The organism is Gillisella vitis (genome assembly GCF_021559775.1).
Taxonomy (GTDB): domain Bacteria; phylum Pseudomonadota; class Alphaproteobacteria; order Rhizobiales; family Rhizobiaceae; genus Allorhizobium; species Allorhizobium ampelinum.
In genome coordinates, this window is the sequence record NZ_CP056050.1 from 305,154 (window position 1) to 318,538 (window position 13,385).

Annotated in this window: 9 protein-coding genes; 3 read left to right on the forward strand and 6 right to left on the reverse strand. The window is 60.6% G+C overall.

Going from position 1 to position 13,385, the window contains the following annotated elements; all coding sequences use genetic code 11:
• Positions 1 to 133: 133 nt before the first annotated feature.
• From AVCG78_RS25645 to AVCG78_RS25660, 4 genes are all read right to left on the reverse strand, one after another.
• On the reverse strand, positions 134 to 5,221 hold the full coding sequence (locus AVCG78_RS25645; protein ID WP_071585027.1) for a helicase-related protein: 5,088 nt from the start codon (positions 5,219 to 5,221) through the stop codon (positions 134 to 136).
• Between the two features lie 98 nt (positions 5,222 to 5,319).
• The gene (locus AVCG78_RS25650) at positions 5,320 to 5,925 is read right to left on the reverse strand and encodes a DUF1419 domain-containing protein (RefSeq protein WP_071205442.1); all 606 of its coding nucleotides are present in this window, start codon (positions 5,923 to 5,925) and stop codon (positions 5,320 to 5,322) included.
• Positions 5,926 to 6,055: 130 nt separating this feature from the next.
• Positions 6,056 to 6,991, reverse strand: a complete 936-nt coding sequence (locus AVCG78_RS25655; RefSeq protein WP_071205443.1) for a DUF3991 and toprim domain-containing protein — start codon at positions 6,989 to 6,991, stop codon at positions 6,056 to 6,058.
• A gap of 174 nt (positions 6,992 to 7,165) precedes the next feature.
• Positions 7,166 to 7,345 (reverse strand): hypothetical protein, encoded by a 180-nt coding sequence (locus AVCG78_RS25660; RefSeq protein ID WP_071205444.1) that lies wholly within the window; start codon positions 7,343 to 7,345, stop codon positions 7,166 to 7,168.
• Positions 7,346 to 7,888: 543 nt separating this feature from the next.
• Here AVCG78_RS25660 and AVCG78_RS25665 point away from each other — a divergent pair.
• Together AVCG78_RS25665 and AVCG78_RS25670 are read left to right on the forward strand one after the other, a co-directional pair.
• The gene (locus tag AVCG78_RS25665; RefSeq protein WP_071205445.1) at positions 7,889 to 8,734 is read left to right on the forward strand and encodes a type IV toxin-antitoxin system AbiEi family antitoxin domain-containing protein; all 846 of its coding nucleotides are present in this window, start codon (positions 7,889 to 7,891) and stop codon (positions 8,732 to 8,734) included.
• Complete coding sequence (locus AVCG78_RS25670; RefSeq protein ID WP_071585028.1) at positions 8,724 to 9,641, forward strand: nucleotidyl transferase AbiEii/AbiGii toxin family protein; 918 nt, start codon at positions 8,724 to 8,726, stop codon at positions 9,639 to 9,641. The genes AVCG78_RS25665 and AVCG78_RS25670 overlap by 11 nt, the downstream gene beginning before the upstream one ends.
• Positions 9,642 to 9,856: 215 nt before the next feature.
• Here AVCG78_RS25670 and AVCG78_RS25675 read toward each other — a convergent pair whose 3' ends face one another.
• Positions 9,857 to 10,891 carry an LLM class oxidoreductase gene (locus tag AVCG78_RS25675; RefSeq protein WP_071205447.1) on the reverse strand — a complete coding sequence of 345 codons (1,035 nt, stop codon included), beginning with the start codon at positions 10,889 to 10,891 and terminating at the stop codon, positions 9,857 to 9,859.
• 64 nt (positions 10,892 to 10,955) lie between these two features.
• On the reverse strand, positions 10,956 to 12,137 hold the full coding sequence (locus AVCG78_RS25680) for an MFS transporter (protein WP_071205448.1): 1,182 nt from the start codon (positions 12,135 to 12,137) through the stop codon (positions 10,956 to 10,958).
• 157 nt (positions 12,138 to 12,294) lie between these two features.
• Here AVCG78_RS25680 and AVCG78_RS25685 point away from each other — a divergent pair, with 157 nt between their 5' ends.
• On the forward strand, positions 12,295 to 13,191 hold the full coding sequence (locus AVCG78_RS25685; protein WP_071205449.1) for a LysR family transcriptional regulator: 897 nt from the start codon (positions 12,295 to 12,297) through the stop codon (positions 13,189 to 13,191).
• The last annotated feature ends 194 nt before the right edge of the window (positions 13,192 to 13,385 follow it).

Consider the following 13,385-nt stretch of genomic DNA (forward strand, 5'->3'; position numbering starts at 1 on the left):
GGGAGCGCCCTTCCAACCCGGACGGTTTCGAACGCGCGGCAATCGCACTGTGAGGCAAACCATCGAAACGGGTGATGACCGATAGATGTGTATCGACCATTTCCGTTTCAAGTGGCGGCGGATATGCCGCTGTTTACGCGGCTTCCTGGCGATCCTCCTCTGGTTCGTTGGCCGTTGCGGCCAGATCCCTTTCGATCTCGTCCAGTTGGCTCAGCTTGAGTTCAAGCTCGGCTTCGAATGAGAAGCGTTCCCCCAGACGCGGCGTGTAGGAGGTGAGACGGCGCTTCGCGTCTGCAAGCCGATTGCGATAGTTTGCGCGTTCCTGTTCAAAGCCGGAGAGCGCATGTTCGAGCCGGGAGATGGCACCGATCGGCGTCGTGGTGACGGGCAGGTCGATCTCGTAGTCGCCACCGGTACGTTGAAGCAGCGTTTCGTAGCGGTAGCCATCCTTGCCGAACCGTTCGCCATGATAGGCGAGATCGAAGCCGCCGATCGTGGCGATGATCACCTCTTTCTCCTGCTGAAGCTGAACCAGCGTCAGGATTTCCTTCATCAGCGCCCGGCCCGCGAGCTTGCGCTCGTCGAATTCGGTCTCACCCACACGCATCGCGAATGCGTCGCCAGTTGTCGGGACCAGCCGCTCGATATCCTTGCCCACATCCTCGATCCGGCGACTGGACAATTCGATGTCCCGTTCGGCGTCACGGATCTGTCGCCGGATCGCGTGCTGGTCATCAATATGCGCGGCCCGCAAGCGGTCGAGACGCGCGATCTCGGCCTCCAGGCCGGCCTTTTGCATCAGACGCTCGTCGCCGGACGCGATGGCCTTGGCCATGGCGAACTGGTTTGCTTGGCCCTCGCCCATGTCCTCAAGCCGACGGACACTGGTATCGCCGGACAGGGCCGCCGCAATGAACCGGGCTTTGCGCTCGTTATTCTGCCACATGGTGGCATCGAGGCTGCCGAGCGTGGCGTAGGCAAACACGTCGACTTCGTCATGCTGGTTGCCCTGGCGGATAATACGGCCTTCACGCTGCTCGATCTGCGATGGGAGCCACGGCACGTCGAGGTGATGGAGCGCCTTCAACCGGGCCTGGACATTGACGCCGGTGCCCATGGTTTCCGACGAGCCGATCAGCACGCGGACCTTGCCGGCATTGAAGTCGTTGAACAGCCGCTGCTTGGCGTCCAACTTCTTGTAGTCCTGCATGAAAGCGATTTCGGAGGCCGGCACGCCCAATCGGACCAGTTCATCGCGGATCCAGCGATAGGCCGAAAAGCCACGGGTCGCCTCCACATTGATCGTGCCGAGATCGGAGAAGATCAACTGGCCGGCGCCCGGGCGGTCGAACGGCTTGCCGTCCTTGCGGCGATATTCCGCCTCTCCCGTTTCCTGCCAGATCCGGTAGGTGTTTGTGACAAGTGCGTTCAGCTTGTTGGCCGCCTCGTTGCCCATCGCCTGATCGACCAGGCGCAGATCGATCGCCGCATGACGTCCGTCGGTGATGACCGAGAGCAGGATGTCATCGCCGGGCTTGGCCGGGCCATCGCGCATCTCGATCGCCTTGATACGGGCATCGAGCAGCTTCTGATAAGCTTTGAACGCAGGCGTCGGCTCGGCGGTGACGATCTGGCGCTTGCCGCCGGAGACATCGGGGACTTTCACATAGGTCCTGAGATCAACTGGCAGCACCACGTCGGCGAACGACCGGAACATGGCAATCAGTTCCGGGACATTCACGAACTGGCTGAAGCGCGTGACCGGCTTGTATTTGCCTGATGGCTGCAATTCGAGCTCGGTCGAGGTGTCTCCGAAGGTCGACGCCCAGGCATCGAACTCGTGCAGGCCGCGTTGCGACAACGCTTGGCTGTCCATCATCCGTTGGACGGAGAACATCTCGCCGAGTGTGTTGGTGATCGGCGTGCCCGAAGCCAATACCAGCGCCCTGCCGGGGTTCTTCGTCTCGATGAAGCGGGATTTGACGAACAGATCCCAAGCGCGCTGCGAGCCATTCGGATCGACACCGCGCAAGGTCGACATGTTGGTGGCAAAGGACAGCTTGCGGAATTCCTGCGCCTCGTCGACGATGATCTGGTCGATCCCAAGCTCGGAGATGGTCAGCAGATCGTCCTTGCGGGTGGCGAGCGCTTCGAGCCGTTCCTTGTGGCCCTCCTTCATGCGCTCGATGCGCTTACGCGACAGCCGGTCGTCGCGCTCGACCTTGACCAGCAGCTCCTCGTAAAGCTCCAGTTCGTCCTGGATCATCTGCGCCTCGAAGGCCGATGGCACCGCGATGAAGCGGAAGGCCGAATGGGTGATGATGATCGCATCCCAGTTGGCGGTGGCCGCCCGAGACAGGAAGCGATGGCGCTTTTCCCTGACGAAGTTGGTTTCGTCGGCGACCAGGATGCGGGCGTTGGGATAGAGCGCCAGAAACTCACGGGCGGCCTGCGCCAGGCAATGGCCGGGCACGACCAGCATCGCCTTGTTGATCAGACCCAGCCGCCGCTGCTCCATGATGGCGGCCGCCATGGTCAGCGTCTTGCCGGCACCAACGGCATGAGCGAGATAGGTGCTACCTGCCGAAATAACCCGCCAGATCCCGCGTTTCTGATGCCCATAAAGAGAAAAGGCGCCTGAGGCGCCGGGGAGCTGGAGATGATCTCCGTTGAAGGCTCGCGGCGCGATGTTGTTGAACGTGTCGTTATAGACGCGCGCCAGCCGATCGGTGCGGTCCGGGTCAGACCAAATCCACGACTGGAATGAGGCCTTGATCTTGGCAAGCTTTTCCTTGGCCGCCTCCGTTTCCACCGTGTTCAGCACCCGGCGCTCGGTCTCGCCATCCCGAACCGTGTCGAAGATCTGCGGCACGGACGAGTTCAGGGCGTCGGATAGAAGCTGGCCGGCATGGCGACGATGGGTGCCCCATTCCGTTGTGCCTGATGCCGACCATTCCAGCTGGCGGGCATTGACCGTCCATGTCGCCAGTTCCGGCAGATGATGGATGGAGATCTCGGCATCCATCGCCTCTTTGACGAAGGCAATGACGTCATCGGCTGGGATCCACGGCGCACCGAGGCGCGCGGTGATATCCGAGGGCCTGAGATCGGCCGGCTGGACGCGCTCCAGCGCCGTCACGTTCCGCGCGAAGACTGGATCAAGCTCAGCCGCAGCGCGGGCGACTGTGAGCTTCGACCGAACCGCACCGGACAGATAGGCATCAGCCATCTGCCAGGAGCCGTTGGATGGATCGCGGAAAATGGATTCACCCAACTCATCGATCACATCGTCCACGTCGCGATGCAGCAGCTCGGCGATATGATCGGGATCGACATGGCCGCGTTCGTTTAGAACAACCGCGAGCGCATCTGATGCCGAGGTGATCACGGGCGCCGGCGGCGGCGCGATCACCTGTTCGGTAAAGATCGGACCGGGTTTGGCGGTGTTTGTCTCCAGATCGTAGTCTTCGATCGAGGCCACCAGCCAGCAATCGGGATCGTCGAGGAAAGGCGCGATATTTGACCGGCGATGGACCTCCCTGACTTCACCGGTTTCCGGATCCTCCGATGTCGAGACCGAGGTGAAGTTGATCGGACCGAATTCGCGCACGAAACTCGACCAGGCGATGCGCAATGAGACCTGCGCCTGGGTCCAGGGCTGATTGCGTTCCTGAAGCTTTAGAATGAGCCGGACCGCGTCGCGGATCGGGATGAGCTTGCGGATGATCAGCGCGTGCTTGGCGAAGATGCCGTCGGTGCTGCGGCCCTTCCTGACCTCGACCGGGACAGCAACCCCGTCGACCACCTGCATCAGGGACGTGGCTTTTCCGACGAAATAGCTGCCCTCGCGCACCTTTGGATCGTCGGGCCTCTCTGCCATGGCGTCCGCAACCTCATCCTCAAGTTCGAAATCGATTGTGGATGGCTCGCCGTCATAGATGCCCGCAGGAAGGACTTCGATGGCAGCGTTCAGGATCGTTTGAAGATCATTACCTGTCGGCTTGCAGGTATAGGTCTCGCCGAAGGGACCTGACGTGAGCGCGTGGTGCCCCAACACCATGTTTGGATGATCGGCAAACCATTTGTTGATGCGGAGACTACCGCCCTCGCCTGCCGCCTGGACATCGGCGAGATCGAGCCAACTGCCGTCTCCTCCCTGCTCTTGCGTGCGGCGCTTGCGGAAGAACAGGATATCGACGACGACATCGGTGCCGGCGTCGGCGCGAAAGCTGCCCTCGGGCAAGCGGATGGCGCCAACGAGATCGGCCATGCCGGCGATGTGTTCACGGGCGCGGGCGTCAGCCTTGTCCATGGTGCCGGACGAGGTCACAAAGGCGGCAAGGCCGCCAGGCTTCAGCCGGTGGATGGACTTGGCGATGAAATAGTCATGCAACCGGAAACCGAGAGAGCGGAAAGCCGGATCACTCTTCACCGTCCTGTCAGAAAACGGCGGGTTGCCGATCGCCAGATCGAAATGGTCGGGCAGGTCGGTGCGGGCAAAATCGCCGCAGACGATTCTGGCCCGTGGCTGCAGCAGTCGGACGATACGGGCGGTGACGGGATCAAGCTCGATACCGGTGACATGGCTCACCTTGGAGAGAGCATCCGGCATCAGCGCCGGAAACATCCCCGTGCCGATCCCCGGCTCCAGGATCCGTCCACCCTTAAATCCCATGCGGCCCAAGCCTGCCCAGATGGCACGAACGATAAACTCCGGCGTGAAGTGGGCATATTGGGTGCAGCGCGCCAGCGCTGCGTAATCACTCGGCGCAACGGCGCTTTCCAGATTGCCGCCGAGTTCTTCCCAACCCTTGCGAAACGCCTCGTCGCCCGGACGCCGGAATATGCCGTTGGCCAGATCAGAGGCGCCGAAGCCGGTGAACTTGATCAACCTGGCCTGCTGGTCAGGTCGGGCAGGCAGGCCGTGACGTTCGATCTCGTTCGCCAGCAGGATGGCGGCGATGCTGTCACGCGCCCGGTCGCGCCAGGTTTTGCCGAGACCGCGAGGACCCTGCAGCCGGAAATTGACCTTCGTCCGTATCTGCGGTGTGGGCTTCGGTTCTTTGCGGACCGGAGCGGCTAGCGCCGGTGTCGAGGGCTGCGGGTCGATATCGATATCGGTCCCGAAGTCTGCTGCGAAACCCGGCACACCGAGATCAAAACCGGATGCGAGAGCTGTATTGCCGAACAGGTCGATGGTGAAAGGATCGTCATGCGCCATTAGAAAACTCCTGTGAGTGGGCGCGCCGAGACACACCCGCAGTTGGTTGCGGGTGTTGCCCGGGCACTGAATGGTGAGATTGGAAGTGAAGGATGCCGTCAGGCAGCGATGGTTTCCGGCAGGAGGCGGAATTGCACCGGCAGCTTGGCGGCGATCTCCTCGTCGGTCAGATCGTCGAGCAGCTTCCAGATCTTGCCGTGTGCTGAGGGATAGACGAGCACGATCTGGCGATTGCGAAGATCCGCAGGCCAGCGGTTGTCGGCATAGGCACGAAAATCGGGGCCGGTCGTGCTCCAGATATGATCGAGTTTTTCTTGGGCGCTCATTGCGCGCACCGGGCGGGATTCCCGGGCAATAATCTCGCCGCGCATCCGGTCGGGCGACTGGCGATCACCGAGATCGCAATAGCCATGGAACCAGCGAGACCGATCATCGATCGTCAACGCGAAGAACACGCTGGTGACGCTGGCGGCCAGAAACTCGCGCATGGCGAACATGTCACCGCGGTAAAACAGCGGCGGCAGGATTTCGAACATATAGTCGTGATCGACTTCCGTGATTTCGAACCATTCGCCGACATAGAGCGTGCCATTCATCCTGTTATCGTCGAACGGCGCCTGGCTGTGGCGATTGAACAGGGCATACATCTCGTGGCGGCTGGCCACACCTTCGAACACTTTGCGGATGGTGGGGGGGTTGAACATCGGCTGCTCCTTTGGGTTGGGACCGAAGCGGAAGCCTGATCGACCTCTCTGTTCAGTCCTTTGATCACCCCTCCTCAGCCGGCGCTTCGCGGGCAGCGGGTCAAGGGCCGCCGTCAGGCGGGCGGCAGCTTTACCCTTGATGCGCTGGCCGCGTATGCGGCAGCTCTCCTTTCTCCCTCCTGTCCTTCAGTTCCTCATTCCAGTCTTCACATCGCGGCCTCAGCCGCGAGAAATCGCAACCGGCGCGATCTGCCATCTGGCGCAGACGATCGGCAAAAACCTCACCCTGAACATTGTTGTCGGTCGCGGCCACCAGCCACGTGCCTTCCCCGGACGCTAAGTTTTCCAACGCGAGCGCGGTTAGCGGCGACCACCCGCCGCCGGTGCTGACATAGAGCGTGTCGGATCTTGTCTGCTCGATCGCGGTCAGGCTGAGCGCATCGATTGCCGCCTCCGTGACACAGATCCGACAAGCGTCATTCATTCCAAACCGGAAGAGCGCCTTGGCGCCGCCGGTGGAAAACCCGCGCCACTCGGGGCCGCGCTCTTCCCAGCCGATTAAGGTGCCAGCCTCATCGACATGTTTTGCCCACATCGAGCCATATGGGCCTTCTCGAAGAACGTCTGCATCGATCGCCGCGGAGATGACCTGCCATGGCAGCGCCCGGCATTGCCGCAGATACGTCCAGGTCGCCGATGCGCGCCACGGCCGCTTTCTATGGTTCCAGCGGTCAGCGACCGAAACCCCTGTTTGCGTTCGATGAAGAGGTTTCTCCCAGGTCGGTGCGGTTGGCAGAAGCGCGACGAGATCGCCGACCACCGCCAGGGCCTCGGCAAAGCGGATCCCATGGAGATAGCTTGCGAGCGCGAAAACATCGCCTTTGGCTTCGGATCGGGCGTCGAACCAGCCTCTGTCGTCATGGATCACGATGATGATGTCGTCGTCGCGACGGAATTTGACTGCCCGGCGCGTGCTCTCTTTCCTGTCTATCGCGAAGCCCTCATGCTCAAGGACGGCTGCGCAGCCCACCCGGGCGCGCAGCTCCTCTATGTCATTCTTCTCCATTTCACTTCCTTTAGCTTTGCTGACTGTTCGGACTGGCAGCGCACAGGCCGCGAAGATGGAAGCGCGCAAGGGCGCGGTTCGCAATGTGCAGATCTGCGAGAAAAGCTCGCGGCGAAGCCTCCCTTGCGCGGCATCAGCGCAAGCGGCACGCGCTTCCCCGAAGGGGTGATCGGCTCAATGAGCCGATCCGTAAGCAAAGGGATCATAGATATTGATGATGGCGTCCTCGTCGTCGTCATACTCGGCGGAAATCATGACGCCGATCTCGCCATCCACCTCGAAGAGGGTGACCGGGACCATCAGGGTCCGGGCAAGATCGAATGCGTGGTTTTGTGCGAGGCTGAGATCCGACATGTGAGGCTCCATCCGTTGGCGGGGCCAATCCCCGCTCGATGGCGCCCGTTCGATCCGGGCCCGGCCGCGGTCACCTCGGCGGCGCAGCCAGAGAGGTCGCAGGAACTGCGAACCCCCTGCGGGTTGACCGTCCAAGGACGGGACGGGACTGGATTAGGGATGCCAGACAAGAGAGCTGGGTTTGGCATCGCCAATGGTTGGAACGGATTGGTATTCGATCTCGCCGCACTGACCTTCGTCCGGAACATCCGGACTGCCATCAACCGGAATGAAGTGAAAATAGGGAACGGCTTTGTCTTCCAAAGTGAGACTTAGGCGCATAGCGTTCGATTTGTCGGACAGGTGTTCATCGATCGCATCATGTGCGACGGCACACAGGGTGAGACTTTGGCATTGCGTTTAAGACGCAACGAACGAAGCGCTGCCAACTGGCCCGGTACGCAGCTTCGAGATTTCCTATTCTTGTCAATTCTGAATTGACAAACGATAAAGGTTTTAAAGTAAACTTGATATTTACTTTGAACTCATGCCATAATGTCCACTATGAATGAACATCCAACACCAAAGCTAAAGCACCTCATCCAATCGGTTCCGCCGGGCTTCCTTGTCGATGCGGCCTGGACGGCACGTCATGCGATCTCACGGCAATCCGTATCGGCGTATATCAAACAGGGCTGGCTCGAGCGGATCGCGACAGGCGTCTACCGACGCCCATTTTCGGCAAGAGAAACGTCGGAAGCCGTCACGGGCTGGAAAATTCCCTTGTTATCCGCGCAATGGATCATGGGACATGCATTTCATGTTGGAGGTCTGACCGCGCTTGGATTGCGCGGCCATTCCCACTACCTGCAGTTCGGCGGCAATACACGCGTCTACCTCTATGGCTCCGATATACCTGACTGGCTTATGACATTGACAACCGATGCCAGGTTCGTCCGACGAGGTCATGGACTGTTCCCCGACGAGAACAACGGCGTGGAGAACAGCGAATTCAGCCTCTCCGATAATCCAGATGAGGAACTGGCCATGAGCCCCTGGCGCTGGCCAATCAAATTGTCGTCTGCAGAGCGGGCGATACTGGAGGTTCTCGATGAACTTCCGAAGAACGAGAGCTTTCACAACATCGACATGGTGTTCGAGGGAATGGTCAATCTGCGCCCGAAAATGTTGACGACGCTGTTGACCCAGTGTCGCAGCGTGAAGGTGAAACGCCTTTTCTTCGTCTATGCCGACAAGCACGCGCATGCTTGGCTCAAGCATATCGACAGATCGCAGATCGATATGGGACGGGGCGATCGAGCACTCGTTCCAGGCGGAAGGCTCCACCCGATTTATCGCGTAACGGTCCCTGCCGACCTGCTGCCAAAGGAGAATGTCGATGGCGCGTGATCGCTATATGCGGCAGGTCGAACTGCTCGTCCGGACGTTGCCCTATATCGCGCGGCATGATGTCTTCGCTCTCAAGGGGGGAACGGCCATCAACCTATTCTACAGGGATATGCCTCGATTGTCGGTCGATATCGACCTCACCTACCTTCCCATCGAGGATCGCGACACGACGCTCAGAGGTATCGATGCCGCGCTTGACCGCATTCGCGACGATCTGCTGAAAAACCTGCGCGGCGTCGATGTCCAGCGGATCGCCGGCGGCGGCAACAATGACACGCGGGTCTTGGTCCGTCAGGGCGCCACCGAAATCAAGATAGAGACCTCGCCGGTCGCGCGCGGAACAGTGCATCTTCCAGAGCTGCGGGCGGTAACAGATGGCGTCGCCGAAGCGTTCGGCTTTGCCGAAATGCAGGTGGTGTCATTCGAGGATCTGTTTGGTGGCAAGCTTCATGCCGCCGTGGACCGCCAGCACCCGCGCGATCTCTTCGACGTGAAGCTGCTCTACGATAACGAAGGGCTCACCGATGCGTTGTTTCGGACCTTCCTCATCTACGTCGCAAGCTCCGGCCGTCCCCCGCATGAGCTGATCAGGCCGTCATTGTCCGAAATCGAAGAAGCCTTCGTGAAAGAATTCGAAGGCATGACCATCGAGCCTGTCAGCCTGATCGAACTGAAAGACGCACGAGCCCGGCTGACAGATGACCTTCGAGCCCGCCTCGATGATAAAGCGATGCGGTTCCTGCTTACTCTCCATGATACGGAGCCGGATTTCGACGCCATCGGGTTGCCGCAGGCAGCGGCACTACCGGCAGTACGGTGGAAGTTGCTCAACCTAGCAAAGCTGAAGCAGCAGAACCCTAATAAGCACGCAATGCAGCGCGCGGAGATCGAAAATATGTTTGCCTAAGCCGACTTGAGTAACAGCCTGCCGCCCCGCCTTCGATTTCGTGGCTTTAACGACGTCGGCCTGCCTGGCACCGGAAACGACCGCTTGGTCCAGCAGGCTTTGCAAGCCACTGCGCAGTTCGTCTCGCCAGTCGTTACTCATTCACTTCTTCCGCTCGATCTGTTGTCTGATAGCTCGATTCAAACCGGCACTGTGTGACTCGTCTTTCTCCTTGGTTATCCAGCAGCGCTTTTCGCGGCGAACGAACGGGTGCTAAGGGTGGGCAGGACGTCGCTTGCCAGCTCATCAATGACCTCTTTCAAAGGCCGGCGCGACGGGCGAAGCAGAAGCGCCAGATGGTTGACCCCGGCGTCTTCGAGCGCATGAAGATGATCGCGGAAAGCATTGCGGCCGGTTCGTGCGCCGAAGCGGCGGGGTGTCGGCTGCTCGTGCGGATCGCCGGCCAGGTCGAGATGGAAGGCGCTGATAAAGGCGCCCCGGGGCAGCCCGAGCGCCGTGCGGGCTGCAGACCATTCGCGGGCCTGGGTGGCGAGCCGATCGAGGCCGTTAGGATAGACGAAACGCCCTTGCATGTTGGCAGTGATCCAGTCCGGTGTCTGGCGGCCCTGGCCGGCGATTACCATCGGGATTTCGGCCTGGAGAGGCTTGGGCAGAAGGTCGAGGAACGGTTCGATCCGCCCATCCCCAATCGGCAGGCCGTCGTTTTTCCAGGCATCGCGCATGTAAGAGACCGCACCGCGGAAGGCGTCGCCGCGGCCTTCGAAGTCCAGGCCGAGCAGTGGATATTCCACCGGTCGGTCGCCCGAGGCGACGCCAAGGATGAGACGGCCGCTAGAAAGCCGGTCGACGGACGCGGCAGCCTTTGCCACCATCATCGGATGGCGCAGCGGCAGAACGACAGCCGCCGTGCCGAGCGCGACATTCTGCGTGATGCCGGCAAGGAAGCCGAGATTGACAAAAGGATCGTAGACGGAACCCGCATCGCCGAAATTGTTCGGGTCGAACACCGGCACATCGCGCATCCAGACGGCGGCGAAGCCGGAGCGGTCGACCTGGCGGACGAGGTCGGGATAATAGGTGAGATCCGGGACGCCGAAGGGACGGCCTTCGGCGATACGCTGCGCCTCCCGCGCCTCGGACCAATCGTTGTCGAGCGGCAGCTCAATACCGAGTGTCAGGCCGCCGTCAGGCTTGGCGATGAGATCGAGAGCGCCGGACTGGCCTTGGGGTGTTGTGATTGCCGTGGACATAGGAATACTCCGGAATGAGTTGAATAAGGTGGCCCGGCGCTTGGCGTGCCGGGCCTGCCGGGACTCAAGCCGCGTTGAGGGCTGGTGCCGAACGGCGGTCGAGGGCGCCGCTCCAGATGGTCAGCAGCAGGGCTGCGGCGACGAGGATGGCACCGACCCAGGGCGTTGCAGCAAGGCCAAGCGGCGATTCCACCACCAGACCGCCGAGCCAGGCACCGATGGCGATGCCGAGATTGAAGGCGGCGATGTTGAGCGCCGAGGCGACGTCGACGGCACCGGGGCGGTGTTCCTTGGCAAGCTGAACGACGTAGAGCTGCAGGCCTGGAACGTTGGCGAAGGACAGAAAGCCCAGTGCCGCAAGCGTGATCAAGGTCAGGACCGGTGAGACGGCGGTGAAGGAGAAGATCACAAGCACGATTGCCTGCAGGGCAAAGAGGCCGGTCAGCGCCTTGACCGGGTTATGGTTGGCGATCTTGCCCCCGCCGATATTACCGGCCGCAATGGCGATGCCGTAGAGCACGAGGATAAGGCCGACGCTGGATTCGGAGAAGCCGGTCACATCCTGCAGGATCGGCGCCAGGAAAGTGAAGGCGACGAAGGTGCCGCCATAGCCGAGCGCGGTCATGGCGAAGACGAGCAGCAGGCGGCCCGAACCCAGGACACGGACCTGGTCCAGAATGCTGGCCGGCGGAGCCTTTTTGAGCGTGTTTGGCAGAAGTGCGGCGATAGCGACAAGGGCGACGACGCCGAGAGCGCCAACGGCCCAGAAGGTCGCACGCCAGCCGAAGATCTGACCGATGTAGGTTCCAATCGGGACACCGGTGACGATGGCAACGGTCAGCCCCATAAACATCATGGCGATGGCCGAGGCCCGGCGATTTTCCGGCACGAGATCGGCGGCGATGGTGGCGCCGACGGAGAAGAACACGCCGTGGGCGAAGGCGGCGATCACGCGGGCGATGAGCAGCACCTCATAGCTCGGCGACAGCGCCGCCACGGTGTTGCCGACGATGAACAGGGCCATGAGGCCGAGCAGCAGCGGCTTTCTCTCGATTTTGCCGGTGAGCGCGGTCAGGATCGGTGCGCCGAAGGTGACGCCGAGCGCGTAGACGCTGACGATCAGGCCGGCAAGCGGCAGGGTGATACCAAGGTCGTTTGCAACCGTCGGCAGAAGCCCGACAATTACGAACTCGGTTGTTCCGATCGCGTAGGCCGCGATCGTCAATGCAAATATGGCCAAAGGCATGACACGTTCCTCTCCGCCTCACAAAGTGACGACGGTGCTGAGACAGCGGGGCTGTCGGTTGAAGAGCTTAGGCTCGCAACATGATCGATTGGGATTCAATTGATAATCCGCTATATTGGATGAATACCTTTGAAAAGAATTCATAGATCGAGATATCGTGGACAATCGTGCTGGTGAAATGGAAGTGTTCGTGGCGGCCGCGGAGCTGCTGAGCTTTTCGGCTGCTGGCCGTCGGCTGAATATATCGCCGTCCGCCGTCAGCAAGCTGGTCACGCGACTTGAGGACCGCCTGGGCACTCGTCTGCTCGTCCGCTCCACGCGAACGACGAAACTGACGCCGGAAGGGGAGATCTACCTGGCAAGGGCTCAGCGTATTCTTGCGGAAATCGCGGAGACCGAACAGATTGTTGCAGGTGGAGGAAAAACTGTCCCTCGGGGCCTCCTCCGCGTGAACGCGTCCGTTGGCTTTGGAGAACGGTATCTTTTGCCGGTCGTGCCGGAATTTCTGGCTCTCTACCCGGAAGTGCAACTCGACATCTCGTTGACCGACGGTGTCATCGGGTTGATCGAGGAGCGTACGGATATTGCCATCCGCTCAGGGCCAATGAGCGACTCGGCACTAAAAGCGCGAAAGCTATTGGAAAGCCGGCGCGTCATCGTCGCTTCTCCCAAATACCTGAATGAGTATGGGGTACCGGAAACGCCGCAGGATCTTGCCCATCACAACTGCTTCAGCTTCAACTTCGGCCGCAGCCTCAACGAGTGGCCATTCTGCACCCCCGGATCATCGGACGTCTACCGCCTCCCTATCTCAGGCAATACGATCGTCAATAGCGGTATGATCATGCGCCGCCTCTGTCTTGCTGGCAGCGGGCTGGGACGTGTCGGACAGTTCCATGTTCAGCCAGACATTGACGCTGGATTGCTTGTTCCGGTCCTGGAGGACTACAACGCCGAAGACATCGAATTGATACATGCTGTCTTTGCGGGACATGAGCATCTGGCGGCGCGCATTCGCGCTTTCATCGATTTCATCGCGGAACGCTTAGTTTGAGCAGAGCCCCACGTGGCCGGCCAATACCAAACAACTCATACACAGATGGAGTCTGCGAAATCGTAAACCAGCATTGTGATGCGTGCTCAAATCCGAGGCCGTAATGATCTTTTCGGACAAATCCGCCGAACGAACTGGCGAGCGCGGTCGGCCGGGATTGGCCGTCGAATGCGTTGTTAGGATCTCACAGAGAA